Below are 15,541 nucleotides of genomic sequence, written 5' to 3' on the forward strand. Positions count from 1 at the left end.
TGCGTTTTTCTTTTGTCTGCAAGCAGAATTTAGTCATTACATTCCGGCATCTTCTTTTCTTGAAAAGAAGAAACAAGAAAGCAACTGACACATTGATAAAGCCCTTCGGGTACCTAAATATTTTTATTTGTTAGCTAGGTTCAAAAACTCACTAAAACGTGCTAAAGAGCACATTTCTGACGTTCAAACAGTTTTCACCTTTTTCCGCTAAAAAATAAAAAGATTTAGCTTTTTCAAAGTCAGGGAAAGAGCCTAATGAAAAATTATTTTACTTTATATTTCATCTCTATTCTTTTATATATCTTAAACAGAAAAAATCAATTATTAGTAAAATGTGGAGCGGAGATTCTGCCTTTGTTGAAACAGAGTGTTTGTTTTTTTCTTTCGAAACAGCTCGAAACTGCTTGAGTGTAAAGAAATATGCTCTTTAGCATATTTTAACGAGTTTTGCAGAGCAGAAAGAAGAAAACAATAAAGGAAGGTAGCTTTGCTTTCAACAACTTGGCAGTTGCTTCTTTTGTTACGTTTCTTTCAATAAAGAAAAGTAAAGAACGAATGCGCTAGCTTTCATGAGCTCTTATATTTCCTTAGCTTTCTCAAATCCAGAGAATAAAAGTGGACAGTCACCTTTATGTTTGAAAAATTGATATAATTTAAAAAACAAAGTAAAAAAAAGAGTAAATATGAATGTAAAAAGTGAAACTTGTTTTTCTAATCATGATAAAAAACCTTTAAGTTTTTTTAGCTTAAAAGAGGAAGCTTTATCTTCAGCAAAATATGCAAAAAAGCGTTATGGACATAGTTTACTTCCTTATTTATGCGAAAAGTGCAAGATGTGGCATTTATCTCCTAAAAGTAGACATACACTTAGTGTTGAGTGTAGCTATTGTACAGATAGTAAGGGAGGATTAAAACAGTTATATGTTTCTAACTATAAAGCACAAAAAAGAGCAGATATTTTATTTAAAAGCAGTGGTGTTTTATTAAATGTTTATTCTTGCCCTCATCAAAATGGCTTTCATCTTAGTAAAAAATAAAAAGATTTAACGTGTATATTTATCTTGACTATGTATTTTTTTGAACAAGCCTTCTTTTTTGATTGAATTTAATGCTGACTGTAAAAGTTTAATTGTTTCATCAGGAGTATCTTTATGAAAAGCATAATATAGTTCTGCATCTTTTAAAGTATAAATGTTTTCATAGTTACTTAAGATAAAATTGTTTTTCTTCATTGCCCATTTTATTACATTTATTTCGTAAGCTAACAAGTCAAATCTGTTTCTTTGTAACATCAAGATTAGTTTATTACTTGCATCGGATCCTCCAATACTTCGAACATACTTTGGTTGTATATCTAATTTAAAAATGAGCTGCTCTCCAATATCTTCTCTTACAACTCCTACAGAATATTTACTTATTTGAGAAATGTTTTTGATTTTGATTTTTTTTGATTTTTTTGCAATTAAGCCAATGCTTGTTTTTGAAATAGGGCCTACCCATTTGAATAATTTTTCTCTTTCTTTAGTTCTTGTTGTTGAGAATAAAGCATGGTTATTTTTAGTTAATGTATAGTGATATCCTCTTTGCCAAGGAATTAATACAATATCTTTACGTGTTTGTTTCGCATTCACTTTTTTTAACATTTCAAGTAATAATTCAACTGCAATACCTTCCATCTTATTATTGCTTTTAAAGTTATAAGGAGGATAGTTTTCTGTCATAAATAGTATTTTATCAATTTGTTGTGCATATAGAATATTTGATGTAAATAATATAAATATTACCAATTTAATATATTTTTTTAGTATCATTATTTCTTTTTTCAAGTTATTTCCTAAATTTGATTTATACTAACTGCTTCAGAAAATCTTCTACTATTATAATATCCAACTTTTGTTCTGTAAGTCTACCCCTTCTCAAAATAACATAGGGTTTACTCTATTTGTCTAATTACGTAAGAATACTGTTAAATATTTGAATACTTTTCAAAGATAAATGTGGACAGGATACTAAATTCTTTAGCTTTCTCAAAGTCAGGGCAAGATCCTTATGAAATAAAATCTAACTCAAAAACTACTTTTTATACTTTTATCCTCTTAATCTACAAAAAAAGAAAAATATGATTAGTAAAACGTGGAGCGTGGTTCTGACTTTGTTGAAGCCGAGCGTTTATTTTTTGTTTCGAAACAGCCTGAAACTGTTTGAATGTTAAGAAAGGTGCTTTAATGCACGTTTTAATGAGTTTTGCAAGGCAGAAACACAAAATAATAAGAGAGGGAAGCTGAAAGCCTTCAACAACCGTCAGTTGCTTCTTTGTTTCTTTCTTGCAATCAAGAAAGAAAAAGAACGAATGCGCGAGCTTTCAGGAGCTCTTATATTTTTGTATAGTAGGGGAAGCAGTAGGTTAGTATTATCAGTTTAGGGGGTCTTATTCCAATTAGTTAAAAGTTTTATAGGTATAAGATTCTATAACTGCCAAAAAAACTAATATAAACTACATAATAACCCCATCTTAAAATGTAATTTACAATTGGGGTTATTTTTTAATCCTATTGTTCTGCCGAGTATTCAATTATATCTCCAGGCTGACAATCAAGATGTTTACATATTGCGTCTAATGTAGTTAAACGCAAAGCTTTAGCTTTTTGGTTTTTTAAAATAGACAAGTTTTGCTCAGTTATTCCAATGAGTTTAGCCAACTCAATGGATTTCATTTTTCTTTTTGCCAACATCACGTCTAAGTTTATTATTATTGCCATATTATCTCCAATCAAACAGTCAATTTATTTTCTTCAGTGATAGTTCTACCCTCATCCATAATCCACGAAATGACCAAAAAAAGAACACTCATAGCAATTATTCCGATTTCAAAAGAACCAAATGTAATATCAACATGTCTGCTTCCAATTGCATTGTTCCATGAGAATACGACACTTTTTACTGATTCATGTATTACTGAAAATAAAACCCAGAAAGCGAAAGCTTTTGCAATTTTTTTAAAAAGTGTAACATGTTCATTTGAGAAAATATTTCCAAGTATATACAGCGAAAATATTTTCTTTGTATTATATAAACCGTAAAGAAGAGCACCCAAAGGAAGTAAACTTGATACAAATCCTATTATTTGCAGTGTTAGGGATAAAGGTGCATCCATTATTGATATTGGAATTGAATTATCAAGTAAGAAGGATTGAGAAAAAGAATTTATATACAGCCAGTAGAAACTAAAATATATTGGCATAACGACAATAAGCCCAGTTATTAATATTTCAAATAACTTGCTAACCTTTTTTATTTTTGAAATGTTGTTCATAAAATGCTCCTAAGAAATAAATATAAATGCATTCTACATAATTTATTATCATTTGTCAATATTAACTTATCGTTTTGCGATAAGTTAATATTGAATATCAATAATTCATGATTTTTATTTTAATTGGAAATTCATAGAACTGTATATCTATTTACTCACTTAATTAAGTAAGTATACTAACGCTGGTTTTCCACAGGGGTATCAAAATATTAGTACAATGAAACTTATAAGGAGTATTATAATGATACGTTTTAAACTATTAATACTAAGACTAATTTAAGAGAAACTCTTTTGTATTAAGTATTTTGATTATTCACAAAATAATAAAGGAAATATTATGTCTTTAGATAAACAACGATTAAAAAATGCACTTTGGGGAATTTTTATTTCTGATGCTATGTCTATGCCAGCACACTGGTATTATAAAAGAGAGTATATTAAAGAAGGTTTTGATGGAGCTATCACGGGTTATAATGATGCGCCCCATCCTCATCCTGAATCTTTTATGGTGGGAGGAGGCTATTTCCCAAATATCACAAAAGCCAAAGAACTTGGGCGTCCTTATGACATTCTTCATCAACATCTTCGTTTTTATAATACCAACTACAATCATGCAGATATAAAACTACGTGTTCATTCAGGGGAACATGCCAATGCAATGCCTAACTTAGAGGAAAGGTATCATTACCATCATGGTTTAAAAAAAGGCGATAATACCCTTGGCGCAAATCTTATGCGTGTACTTATGCGCTCCGTAATTAAAACCAAAGAATACAATCAAGAACATTTTATAAATGAATTCACAAAGTATATGACTACGCCTGCTCTTAATAAAGATCCGTATTCAGAAATCTATATCAGATCTTGGTTTCATAACTATACAAATGGTGTACCTGCTCATGCTTGTGCCCAAGAACAAAGAAATGTTTGGTCTATAGGTTCAAGCGGGGGTGCCATTCGTCCGCTTTTACTTTCCCTTACTTCCACGTCTGTTTTTCAAGCTTTAGGAGTAGCGTTGCAACATCAACAAATTACCCATAGGTCTGATAATGTAAGTTCTGCTTTAGGCTATCTTGTACCTTTATTTCACGCACTTTTACAGAAAAAAGACCCAATGCTTACTTTAAAAGAGCATGCCTCTAAGGTTCAACTTATCAAAATAAAAGGTGCTGCTCTTTCAAAAACGTATGCAAAACATATGGGACCAGGAAATATTCCACAGGATGAAATGTGGAAAATCCATACAGAGTTTTCTGATGATACTCTTGATTTAGACTTTTTACTTGCTACGTATAGCGAAGATGAGATTTTAGGAAAAGTGTTTACTACGGGCTGTTATACAGAACACTCTCTTCCTGTTTTGTCTTATCTTTTGTATAAAAATAAATTTGATTTTAGAGCGTGTATTTTAGCCAATGCTAATGCTGGTGGGGATAATGTGCATAGAGGTATCTTATTAGGTATGTTAGTAGGTGCTGCAAACGATGAAATACCTCAAGATTTAAAAGAAGGACTTAGTTCTTATGAGACTATAAAGAGTGAAATAAATGATTTTGTAAATACTATTAAATAAAAAGGATAACTCTTAATTAAAATAAATAATCTTCTTTTCATTAGAAATTGTAAATACTTTTGTTTTTGTGACGCAAACTGTGACGCAGATTAGTTAAAATAAATAATAAGACCTTAGGGGAATGGTGTTTTACTTAAATAAGTAGCGCGAAGATAATACAAATTATAGTAAAGGAAAATTTATAAATGAAATTATCTAAATCCCTATATACTAAAGGAATACAATGTGTAAAAGCACTTTGGTTAAAGAAGTATAAAAAAGAAATATTAACACCTCCTTTGGAAGCTTCGCTTGCTATATTTGAGAGAGGGAATGAAGTAGGAGAATTAGCCTGCAAACTTTTTCCTAAGGGAAAAAAAGTTGTTTATTCTAAAGACTTCTCATCTATGGTAAATACAACAAAAGAGTATATAGAACAAGGTGTGCGCAATATCTATGAAGCTACTTTCGTTTATGAGGGTATTTTAGTATTAGTAGATATTCTTGTAGTTAAAGAAGAGGGCGTTCATATATATGAAGTTAAAAGTTCAAGTCATATAAAAGACATTTATATTCATGATACTTCTATTCAAACTTATGTCTTAAAGAAACTTGGTTTTAATGTTCTAAGCTCAAACCTAGTACATATTAATAGTTCTTATATAAGAGGTGATTATTTAGATTTGTATAAATTTTTTACTGTGGTTAATATTAGTAAAGAAGTAGAAGATTTACAAAAAGATATTCCAGCTGTTTTAATAAACTTCAAGTTGTACTTAGATGATAAAATAAACGAACCCAATATTGATATAGGAAAACACTGTAAAAATCCATATCCTTGTGATGCCACAGAGTATTGTTGGACAAAACAAAGGCAAATACCTGTGTATTCAATTTTTAATATCTTTAATCTAGGAAGTAAAAAACAAATAGAGTTATATGATGAGGGCATTATAAACGTAGAAGATATCCCAGAAGACTTTGATATGACTTCTGCTCAAAAACAAGCCGTACAAAACTATAAAACAAAAGAAACCTATATAAACAAAGAAAAAATACAAGAGTTTTTAAATACGCTTACGTATCCAATCTATCATCTTGATTTTGAGACCTTTCAACAAGCCATTCCTCAATGGCAAGGTATATCTGCTTTTATGCAAATACCTTTTCAATACTCACTTCATATAGAACAAGAAGATGGAAGTATTGAGCATAAAGAATTTTTAGCTCTTGATGGAATTGATCCAAGAAAAGAACTAAGCAAAAAGCTGTGTAAAGACATTCCTTCTGATGTAACAGTGCTTGCCTATAATATGAGTTTTGAGCAAGGTGTAATAAAAAAACTAGCTTCAAACTTTCCAAAGAAAAGTTCCCACCTTTTAGCAATCAATGAAAACATGAAAGACCTAATGTTCCCTTTTTTAAAAAAATATTACGTAAAACCAGAAATGAAAGGTTCTTACTCAATAAAGTATGTTCTTCCCGCTCTTGATAAAAAAATGCAAGAATCTTATAAAAAACTCGAGGGTGTACAAAATGGAAGTCAAGCCATGAATGTTTATGCAAATTTATCTAAACAAGCTGAGGTAGATAAAAAAAGAATAAGAAAGAATCTTTTAAAGTATTGTGAATTAGATACTTTGGCAATGGTAAAGATACTTAATAAATTAAAGAAAATTTAATAGGAAAAATAGTTTGGATCTTATTTTTTAGAGTGAATATGAATTAGGAGAAAAAAGAGCAGTAAAAATTAAATAATACATGCTTATATAATTGCGAAATTGTCTTTTTTTTCCAATTTATTTTTTTTCATTTTATATATACTTCTAAAAAAAGGATATATCATTTCACACACAACACTTGTCATTATGGCTCACCCAAATATAGAAGGTTCAACATTTAATAAATATATAAAAGAAGAGTTAGAGGGGGCTAAGAATGTAATATACAAAGATTTAAGTTCTTTATATCCTAATTTTAAAATAGATGTTAAAAAAGAACAAGAAGATCTAATGAAAGCATCACGAATAGTTTTTCAGTTTCCTATGCAGTGGTACTCAAGTCCTGCTATTTTAAAACAGTATGTGGATTTAGTATTTGATTATGATTTTGCATATAAGATTGAAGATGGTACTTTTCAAGCCTTGCATTTAAAAGAAAAAGAATTTCGCTTATTAGTGACTATTGGCTCAAAAGAAGAGTCTTTTAGTGGAAAAGACAGACTAAGTGTAAAAGAGTGTTTAAATGCCTATTCTTATACAGCAAAGATGTTAGGAATGAAAGAACTTGATCCTTGTTTGATTTATGGGACTGTTTATGAAAAATTTGGAAAAAAAGATTTTAGACAAATTACTAACTTACTAAAAGAATATATAGTATAATTCTTTTAGTATAAGAGCAGTTAAGGCAAAAATGAATTATTATAACAGTGATTTAGCAGATATTGGTTTTAAACTGATTCTCCCATGTAAAGAGCTCGAACCCTATATTTATAACTATTGGATTGTTAGAAAAGACAAACTACACAAAACTATTTCAAATAAGATATTAAGTGATGGCAATTCTGGAATAGTAATAAATTTTTCATCTTCTTCTTTTTTAACAAAAATTAATGAAAAAAATTTTATATGTAAAAATAACTTCACGTATTGTGGTCCTACAAAATACCCTTTATTTATGGAGTTTGAAAATAAAATAGATGCTATTGGTATTAGGTTTAAAGCAGGGGGTGCATATCGATTTTTTAATGAAGATATCTCTTCTTTTAAAGATATAGTAGTTGAAATGCAAAATAGTACTGTCTTGAAAATAGATGCTTTATATGAAAAATTGATAAGTACTAACGATGTTGAGAATAAAATTTCTATTATAGAAAATTTTTTAATAAAAAAAATACAGAGTTCTTCTAAAAATAATTCTGTATGGATATTTGATTTTATAAATTATATTCTTAAAAATAAAGGGTATGTAAATATTGAAGCGCTTTGCAAAGAATTTGATATAAGTCCAAGACTATGTGCCAGACGTTTTAATCAAGAAGTTGGTTTAAGTGCGAAACTATTTGCAAGGCTTGCTCGAATAGTTAATACTAAAGAAACGTTAAGTTCTCTAAAGGTAGATTCTTTAACCAGTGTAGCTTATGATAATGGTTTTTTTGATCAAGCTCATTTTTCAAATGAATTCAAAGCTTTTATGTCTGAAACCCCTAAAGAATATTTTTCAAAAAAATACAATATGGCAAAACAATTAAACTTCAAAAAATATTCTAAATAAATGTCTTTTTTTTCCAATTAATATATTTTTTCTTATTGTATTATTCTTAAAATTTTTTAAGGATATAGAATGAATACAAGTACGTTTGATGAAAAAAGATATATAATTCTTTTTGTACGTCTGGCTATTGGAATAGCTTTTTTATCTGCTGTTTTTGATAGAGTTGGATTATGGGGAAACCCTGGAGATATTAATGTTGCTTGGGGAAGTTTTAAACTTTTTGAAGATTATGTAGCTTATCTAAATCCCTTTTTATCAATTGCTTTAGTTACGATTGTTGCTTATTTTGTAACTGTATTAGAAGTAGTATTAGGAATAATGTTAATACTTGGCTTTAGATTAAAACTAGTAGCTTTATTAAGTGCTACTTTGCTTTTGATTTTTGCTTTAAGCATGACTGTTATTATGGGAATTAAAGCACCTTTAGATTATTCCGTTTTTAGTGTTAGTGCAGCATCTTTTTTACTTTATTTGTTTATTAAAGAAAAAGAAAAAGCAGATGAATTATGGAATGCAAAAGAAAAAGCATTAAATGTTTGATTATTTAAAGAGCTTATCCAAAGTAACTTTTTCGTTTTTTTTTACTTAAGAAAATATAGACACTGGCTTATATTATGATTAGTTAGTGTTTAAGTACACGAAGAATAAGTTAAGAATACTGCAAAATATTCAAAATCCATGTTCTAAAAATGGGGGTCTGCCCCTAATTAATAACTTTTGATACTAAAACTTAAAATAATAAGGAGAATACTGGATTTTAAGAGCTCATACAAAGTACCTTTTATCACAGGTATGAGCCTTTTTGAAGGTAGTTTTTTTTTGACTTTACAATGTCTTAACATACTCATACTATACTACTTATCTTCTTTATTTTAATGCTATAAAATCAGCAATGATTTTTAATTATTTTTGCTATACTGCTGTATTATTTGAAAGATATATTTGATATTTAAAAGGACCTCTTTATGGGTGAGATAAAACTAGAAAAAGATACATTAATCGTTTCAGAAACCAATGACAAGGGAATTATTATTTATGCCAATGAAGAATTCTGTAAAATTTCAGGATATAGCAAAGATGAATTAATTGGACAAGATAACAATATAGTAAGGCATCCTGATATGCCAAAAGAAACCTCCCTAGAACTGTGGAATGCAATTCAAGCAGGAGAAATCTGGAATGGTATTGTGAAAAATAAAACAAAAAATGGTGATTATTATTGGTTAAATGCTACGGCTTATTCTTCTTTAGATGCTAAAGGAAACAAACGTTATATTTCAATACGAATCAAACCGACCCAAAAAGAAATTAAAAATGCTATTTTGTTATATGGCTTAAGTGAATAAGGATTAATATGTTTTTAAATGCGAAAAAAGACAAACAAACTATTTTAGAAAACTTGGACTTATTAGAACAATATATTATTGAAGACATTAATAAAATTGAAAATACTTCAACATGTAGTTCTTCTAAATATAATGAGATTGAAAAGAAACTCTCATCAATAACGTCATTGATGCAAAAACGAAATCAAAAAAACCTTACGGTTTATGGTGAAATCATGTTAGCTTGTGAAAAACTATCAGATGGTTTCATTGATGATAAAGTTACCTCCAAATCTGATGATATTAAAATAAACTATATTGCTAAAAGTATGAATACTATGTTTGATAAACTAAATATGGGAATCAATGATGCTTTAGAAGTGTTGGATCAATATTCCAATCAAAACTATTTGAATAAAATTGATGCAGAAATTTTTAGAGGTGGGGCTTTTAAAGTATTGTTTGAAGGAATTAATGCTTTAAATGAAAAAATCGTTGAACAAGTTTCATCTACTTATCAACAAGGTTTAAGTTTGGAAAAAGAATCAAGTGAACTTACAAAAAAAGCCAAAACACTTTCTGATTCAACACAACATCAAGCAAGCGCCATTGAAGAAACAGCAGCTGCTATTGTTGAAATATCATCGATATTCACAAGTAATTCAAAACACATTACTTCGATTATTGAAGTAGGAAACGATGTTGAGCAGTCTTCTATTAAAGGCCTTGCTTTAGCTAAAGATACAGACAATGCAATGGATGATATTTATGGTTTTACAAATAAAACTTTTGATGCCATTTCTCAAATATCGCAAATTGCTTTTCAAACGAATATTCTTTCTTTAAATGCAGCGGTTGAAGCAGCAACAGCAGGTGAGGCTGGAAAAGGTTTCGCAGTAGTTGCTCAAGAAGTAAGAAATCTTGCAAATAGAAGTGCTAGTGTTGCAAAAGAAATAGAAGATTTAATGGGTGTTTTACGTACAAAAGTAGAAAGTGGGAAAAAAATCGCCACAGTTATGACTTTAGATTATGAAGAAATGATTGAAAATATTAAAAAAACAGTTGCTTTAATTGATACCATTTCAAGTTCTTCTAAAGAACAAGAATTAGGGGTTGAACAAATTAACAGAGCTATTAATAGTATTGATCAAGCAACACAAGAAAATACAGTAATAGCACATGATGTAAGCAGTATTTCTCTTAAAAATTATAATGTTGCTAAAGAAATGGTAGAAGCAAGTGAAAATATAAAGTTTAATGGCAAAGAAAATATTCAAGCCTCGATCTAGGTTTTTACCTAAGGCTTCTTGGGTGAATTTATTACATGATATTGTGTCTAATAGAAGTTTCTGGAACTTCAAAGGACACGATACTAAATTATTAGAAATTTAAGATTTTATACAAAATAATACTACGCTTTTTTCTCACCTAAGAGAATTTAGACACTTGCTTGTATTGATTTATTGTTCAAATTACAGAAACTTATATTTTAATACTATTAAATATTCAAAAGCCATGTTTAAGTCTTTTCTTTAGGATAAGATACTTTTATTATTACAAAAGTGTTGAATCCCAAGTAATTTCCTAAGGATTATTTAAGTTTTACTTAATACATAAAGTAGTAATATCCCCAAAATATAAAGGATTTTTATGAAAAAACTATCAATAATTTTACTGGTATTAATAGCAACACTTTTTACAGGGTGTTTTGATACAGAAGAGAAAAAAGTTGAAGAAAAACAAACTATTAGAATTGGTACATCGGGAGGATATTATCCTTTTACATTCTTTGAAAAAGACAAACTTCAAGGTTTTGAAATTGATGTATGGAATGCGATTGCAGAAAAATTAGATGTGAATGTTGAATTTAAAACAGCAAAATTTTCTGGTTTATTTGGAATGTTAGAAACAAATAAAATAGATACTATCTCTAATCAAATTACAATGACGCAAAAAAGACTTGAAAAGTATGATTTTGCACAAGCCTATGTTTTTGATGGAGCACAACTGGTTGTTCATCAAGATAGAAACGATATTTCATCTTTAGAAGATTTAAAAGGTAAAAAAGTAGGTGTTTCTTTAGGTACTAATTATGTAAATATTGTAAAAGAATTTGATACTGAAAATGAAATAGAAGTAATATCGTATGATGGAAATGGTTTTGAGCAAGATGTTGTTTTAAAAAGAATTGATGCTTTTGTACAAGATCGAGTTTCTTCTGTGGAATTAATCAAAAAAGCGAACTTACCTTTAAAACTGGTGGGTTCTCCTATTGTTGTAATTAAAAACTCTTTTCCTTTTGTAAGAAATGAGAAAAATAAAATTTTAATTAATCAAGTTAACTCGGCACTAAGTTCTTTAAGAGAAGATGGTACATTAAACAGCATTTCTATGAAATGGTTTAATACGGATATTACCAAAAAATAAATGTTTACTTTTGATGTAGATTATACTTTAGGGCTTTTCCCTATTTTATTAAAATATATAAATATTACTCTTAGCTTGGCTGTTATCTCAACAGTCATTGCTTTAATAATTGCTATTATAATTGCTATTATTAAAACCAATAATATTAAAGTACTTTCTCAAATATGCGATGTGTATGTATCTTTTTTAAGAGGAACTCCTCTTTTGGTACAGCTGTTTTTATTTTATTATGGCCTGCCTCAGGTTTTCCCTATTTTTGCGGCAATGGATGCGTATTGGGCAAGTATTCTTGGTTTATCTTTGCATTTTTCTGCTTATATGGCAGAATCTATAAGAGGTGCTATTAAATCGGTTGAAAAAGGCCAGTTTGAAGCAGCTTATTCTTTGGGTATGAATAAAACACAAACTTTTTTTTATATCATTTTGCCTCAAGCAATAAGAGTAGCAGTACCTAGTTTAATGAATAATTTTATTGATTTATTAAAAAGTACTTCTTTAGCTTTCACTTTGGGTGTTCCTGAAATTATGGCAAAAGCACAATTGGAAGCTGCGAGTTCATTTAAATACTTTGAGTCCTTCTTAGCTGTTGCTTTGGTATATTGGGCCATTGTACTCATCTTTACGTATTTACAAAAAAGATTTGAAAAAAGACTAAATAGAGCCTATTAACATTAAGTTAAAACTTAATGTTAATTCCTATCAAAAATTCCAGAAATATTCTAAGAGAATTCGAGTGACAGAATAGACATTCTACTGCTTAGTTTATTCCACTGCTTTATTATCAATACAAATCATATAATAAGTTAAAAAATAATTACCTCATTCCTTTAAAATGCTAAACAAAGACTTCCTTATTTTGCTTGATTATATTAAATTATTTTTCATTCTAATCTCTAAGTAAAGTTATTCTTAAATTATTATTTATTTTTAAATAAATACTAAAGCATTGTTTTTTTGCTACATATTGAAACTTATTTTGAGATAAATCAAAAATTTAAAAAATATATCATTAATTATATTATTTATGTTGTTATACTATTGCAATAAAATAAGGAAATAATAATGAAAGATATATCAATAAAAAAAAGACTATTAATAGCATTTACGTTAATTGCACTGTTTGTTGCTATTTTAGCTGGATATAGTAATTACGGTGTCTCAAAATCTGCAGCTGGTTTTACTAACTATAGAGAAATGGCAAAAGACAGTGTATTAGCAGGAAGAGTACAAGCAAACATGTTAATGGTTAGAATGAATGTAAAAGATTATTTGAAAAATCCCATTCAAAAAGAGATTGATGAATTTAATGCCTATTATAAAAAAACGACTGCTTTTGTAAATGAAGCTTTAAAAGAAATACAAAAACCAACGCGTGCCCCAATGGTAAAAACAATATCAGAAGATTTAAAAGTATATCACGAAAGTTTTTTTAAAGTCATTGAGTATATGAATAATAGAAACGATGTTGTTAATCATAACTTGAATGTAAATGGTAAAAATATAGAACATTTAATGACTTCTGTTATGGAGAGTGCTTATAAAGATGGTGATATTGAGGCTTCTTTAGAAACGGCAAAAGGAATTAGAATACTTCTTTTAGCACGTCTTTATACCGTAAAGTTTTTAGCTTCAAATTTAGACAGTGATTCAAACAGAGTATTTAAAGAGTTTAAAGATTTAAAAAATGAACTTCTACTAATTAGCGATAGTGTGCAAGATTTAAAGAGAAAATCTCAGCTAAAAGAAGCAATGGATCTAATTACTGTTTATCAAAAAGGAGTAGTAGCTATTATTGATATTATTAAAAAAAGAAATGAAATAATCAATAATAAACTAAATAAAATTGGTCCTAAAATTGCAAAACTTTCTGAAGATGTAAAATTATCAATTAAAAAAGATCAAGATACTATTGGTCCTTATGTTGCCCAACTTAATGAAAATATATTATTAATTAGTACTATCATCGCAATAATTGTACTCCTTCTTGTGATTATTTTTGCAGTAGTGATTCCAAAAGCTATTGCCAAACAAATAGAAGAATTTCAAACTGGGCTTTTAGGCTTTTTTAGCTTTTTAAACAAAGAAGTTTCAAGTGTATCTTTAATTAATATTCACTCTAAAGATGAAATTGGCTTAATGGCAAAAGTTGTTAATGATAATATTTCTAAAAGTAAACGTTTAATAGAACAAGATATCGCAGTTATTGAAGATGTTAAAAGAGTGGTATCTCTTGTAAATGAGGGGCATATAAACCAAACTATTAAAGCATCAACAAACAATGAAGGTTTAGAAGAATTAAAAAAACTTTTTAATGAAATGTTAGAAACAATAGCAAGAAATGTATCTGATGATACAAATAAATTACAAGAATCTTTAAACTTATATCAAAAATTAGACTTTCGACATAGAATTGAAAATCCAAGTGGGAATGTAGCTATCGGATTAAATTCATTAGCAGAAATCATTAATGAAATGTTAGTTGAAAATAAATCGAATGGTTTAACCCTAGGAAATAGTTCAAATATACTTCTGTCAAATGTAAATATATTAAATAGAAATTCAAATCAAGCAGCAGCTGCATTAGAAGAAACATCGGCCGCACTTGAAGAAGTGACATCAAATATTACTAGTACTACAAGGAATGTTGAACAAATGTCAAATCATGCAAGTGCTTTAACAAAATCAGCTAAAACGGGACAAGAATTAGCAGCAGAAACAACAAAAGCAATGGATGATATAAATGAAGAAGTAAGCTCAATTAGTGAAGCCATTAAAGTTATTGATCAAATATCGTTTCAAACCAATATTCTTTCATTAAATGCAGCGGTTGAAGCAGCAACGGCAGGAGAAGCTGGTAAAGGTTTCGCAGTAGTTGCTCAAGAGGTACGAAGTCTTGCTGCAAGTAGTGCAGCAGCTGCAAATGAAATAAAAACAATAGTTTCTAATGCATCGCAAAAAGCAGATGAGGGTAAAAAAATAGCAAATAAGATGATAGAAGGTTATGCTTCCTTAAATGAATCTATATCTCAAACAATTAATTTAATATCAGATGTTGAATCAGCTTCTAAAGAACAACAATTAGGAATTGTACAAATAAATGATTCTATAAATTCTTTAGATAAACAAACACAAGAAAATGCAAATATCGCTTCGCAAACACATGAAATTGCGGTTCAAACGGACACTATTGCTAAGTTAGTTGTGGAGAATGCAGATCAAAAAGAGTTTATAGGTAAGGGCTCTGTATTAGCCAAAACAAATGAAGAAGTTAAATTTATTGAAAAACGAAATCCTAATAATAAAATCAAGTATACAGGAATAGAAAAGAGAAACGTTTCCAAAAGAGAAACTTCATTAAAAGTTGTTCAAAAAACAACAATTATTAATCCTATTGTTTCTAATAATGACAATGAATGGGAAAGTTTCTAGTATAAAATGAAGATACAAAAGCCTTAAGAACTTGAAAATTTTTATTAAAACAAGAGTAGATAACTGCTCTTGTTTCTCACTGTTTTTGTTCATACGAGAGCACAGTCCTAAGATCTTTTCCTCCTTTTTTAATTGTTAGCAAAAGAAGCATAATAAAGCAAGTAGGACTTTATTACGTATATCTTTAATATACATTTTAACTTAGAATAGGCATATTATCTT

14 protein-coding genes are annotated in these 15,541 nt (G+C 28.7%); 11 read left to right on the forward strand and 3 right to left on the reverse strand.

What is annotated here, in order from left to right; genetic code table 11:
• The first annotated feature begins 683 nt into the window (after positions 1-683).
• Positions 684-1,037, forward strand: coding sequence for a hypothetical protein (locus tag HRT41_02455; GenBank protein ID NQY22867.1), 354 nt, complete (start codon positions 684-686; stop codon positions 1,035-1,037).
• A gap of 6 nt (positions 1,038-1,043) precedes the next feature.
• Here the strand turns inward: HRT41_02455 and HRT41_02460 are convergent, their stop codons facing one another.
• The 3 genes from HRT41_02460 to HRT41_02470 form a co-directional block, all read right to left on the reverse strand.
• Entirely contained in the window at positions 1,044-1,826 is a 783-nt protein-coding gene (locus HRT41_02460; protein ID NQY22868.1) for an ABC transporter substrate-binding protein, read from the reverse strand.
• Between the two features lie 723 nt (positions 1,827-2,549).
• On the reverse strand, positions 2,550-2,759 hold the full coding sequence (locus HRT41_02465) for a helix-turn-helix transcriptional regulator (GenBank protein NQY22869.1): 210 nt from the start codon (positions 2,757-2,759) through the stop codon (positions 2,550-2,552).
• 11 nt (positions 2,760-2,770) lie between these two features.
• On the reverse strand, positions 2,771-3,313 hold the full coding sequence (locus tag HRT41_02470; protein NQY22870.1) for a DUF2975 domain-containing protein: 543 nt from the start codon (positions 3,311-3,313) through the stop codon (positions 2,771-2,773).
• A 337-nt stretch (positions 3,314-3,650) separates the two neighbouring features.
• On the opposite strand from HRT41_02470, the gene HRT41_02475 reads away from it, so the two are divergent.
• From HRT41_02475 to HRT41_02520, 10 genes are all read left to right on the forward strand, one after another.
• Positions 3,651-4,886 (forward strand): ADP-ribosylglycohydrolase family protein, encoded by a 1,236-nt coding sequence (locus tag HRT41_02475; protein ID NQY22871.1) that lies wholly within the window; start codon positions 3,651-3,653, stop codon positions 4,884-4,886.
• Positions 4,887-5,071: 185 nt separating this feature from the next.
• Positions 5,072-6,547, forward strand: a complete 1,476-nt coding sequence (locus HRT41_02480) for a DUF2779 domain-containing protein (GenBank protein NQY22872.1) — start codon at positions 5,072-5,074, stop codon at positions 6,545-6,547.
• 186 nt (positions 6,548-6,733) lie between these two features.
• Positions 6,734-7,246, forward strand: coding sequence for an NAD(P)H-dependent oxidoreductase (locus tag HRT41_02485; protein NQY22873.1), 513 nt, complete (start codon positions 6,734-6,736; stop codon positions 7,244-7,246).
• A 31-nt stretch (positions 7,247-7,277) separates the two neighbouring features.
• Entirely contained in the window at positions 7,278-8,138 is an 861-nt protein-coding gene (locus HRT41_02490) for an AraC family transcriptional regulator (protein ID NQY22874.1), read from the forward strand.
• Positions 8,139-8,207: 69 nt separating this feature from the next.
• A complete protein-coding gene (locus tag HRT41_02495) occupies positions 8,208-8,678 on the forward strand; it encodes a DoxX family membrane protein (protein ID NQY22875.1) in 471 nt (156 codons plus the stop codon).
• 425 nt (positions 8,679-9,103) lie between these two features.
• Complete coding sequence (locus HRT41_02500; protein NQY22876.1) at positions 9,104-9,484, forward strand: PAS domain-containing protein; 381 nt, start codon at positions 9,104-9,106, stop codon at positions 9,482-9,484.
• Positions 9,485-9,492: 8 nt separating this feature from the next.
• Positions 9,493-10,752, forward strand: a complete 1,260-nt coding sequence (locus HRT41_02505) for a chemotaxis protein (GenBank protein ID NQY22877.1) — start codon at positions 9,493-9,495, stop codon at positions 10,750-10,752.
• 361 nt (positions 10,753-11,113) lie between these two features.
• Positions 11,114-11,890, forward strand: a complete 777-nt coding sequence (locus HRT41_02510) for an amino acid ABC transporter substrate-binding protein (GenBank protein ID NQY22878.1) — start codon at positions 11,114-11,116, stop codon at positions 11,888-11,890.
• The gene (locus HRT41_02515) at positions 11,891-12,559 is read left to right on the forward strand and encodes an amino acid ABC transporter permease (GenBank protein ID NQY22879.1); all 669 of its coding nucleotides are present in this window, start codon (positions 11,891-11,893) and stop codon (positions 12,557-12,559) included.
• A gap of 777 nt (positions 12,560-13,336) precedes the next feature.
• Complete coding sequence (locus tag HRT41_02520; GenBank protein NQY22880.1) at positions 13,337-15,319, forward strand: hypothetical protein; 1,983 nt, start codon at positions 13,337-13,339, stop codon at positions 15,317-15,319.
• Positions 15,320-15,541 lie beyond the last annotated feature (222 nt).

The organism is Campylobacteraceae bacterium, from assembly GCA_013215945.1.
Lineage (GTDB): Bacteria > Campylobacterota > Campylobacteria > Campylobacterales > Arcobacteraceae > NORP36.

Coding starts and splice junctions, on each gene's coding strand:
- HRT41_02465 (NQY22869.1), bottom strand. CDS start 2,759: ATGGCAATAATAATAAACTTAGACGTGATGTTGGCAAAAAGAAAAATG.
- HRT41_02500 (NQY22876.1), top strand. CDS start 9,104: ATGGGTGAGATAAAACTAGAAAAAGATACATTAATCGTTTCAGAAACC.
- HRT41_02495 (NQY22875.1), top strand. CDS start 8,208: ATGAATACAAGTACGTTTGATGAAAAAAGATATATAATTCTTTTTGTA.
- HRT41_02505 (NQY22877.1), top strand. CDS start 9,493: ATGTTTTTAAATGCGAAAAAAGACAAACAAACTATTTTAGAAAACTTG.
- HRT41_02485 (NQY22873.1), top strand. CDS start 6,734: ATGGCTCACCCAAATATAGAAGGTTCAACATTTAATAAATATATAAAA.
- HRT41_02480 (NQY22872.1), top strand. CDS start 5,072: ATGAAATTATCTAAATCCCTATATACTAAAGGAATACAATGTGTAAAA.
- HRT41_02490 (NQY22874.1), top strand. CDS start 7,278: ATGAATTATTATAACAGTGATTTAGCAGATATTGGTTTTAAACTGATT.
- HRT41_02470 (NQY22870.1), bottom strand. CDS start 3,313: ATGAACAACATTTCAAAAATAAAAAAGGTTAGCAAGTTATTTGAAATA.
- HRT41_02510 (NQY22878.1), top strand. CDS start 11,114: ATGAAAAAACTATCAATAATTTTACTGGTATTAATAGCAACACTTTTT.
- HRT41_02520 (NQY22880.1), top strand. CDS start 13,337: ATGAATAATAGAAACGATGTTGTTAATCATAACTTGAATGTAAATGGT.
- HRT41_02455 (NQY22867.1), top strand. CDS start 684: ATGAATGTAAAAAGTGAAACTTGTTTTTCTAATCATGATAAAAAACCT.
- HRT41_02515 (NQY22879.1), top strand. CDS start 11,891: ATGTTTACTTTTGATGTAGATTATACTTTAGGGCTTTTCCCTATTTTA.
- HRT41_02475 (NQY22871.1), top strand. CDS start 3,651: ATGTCTTTAGATAAACAACGATTAAAAAATGCACTTTGGGGAATTTTT.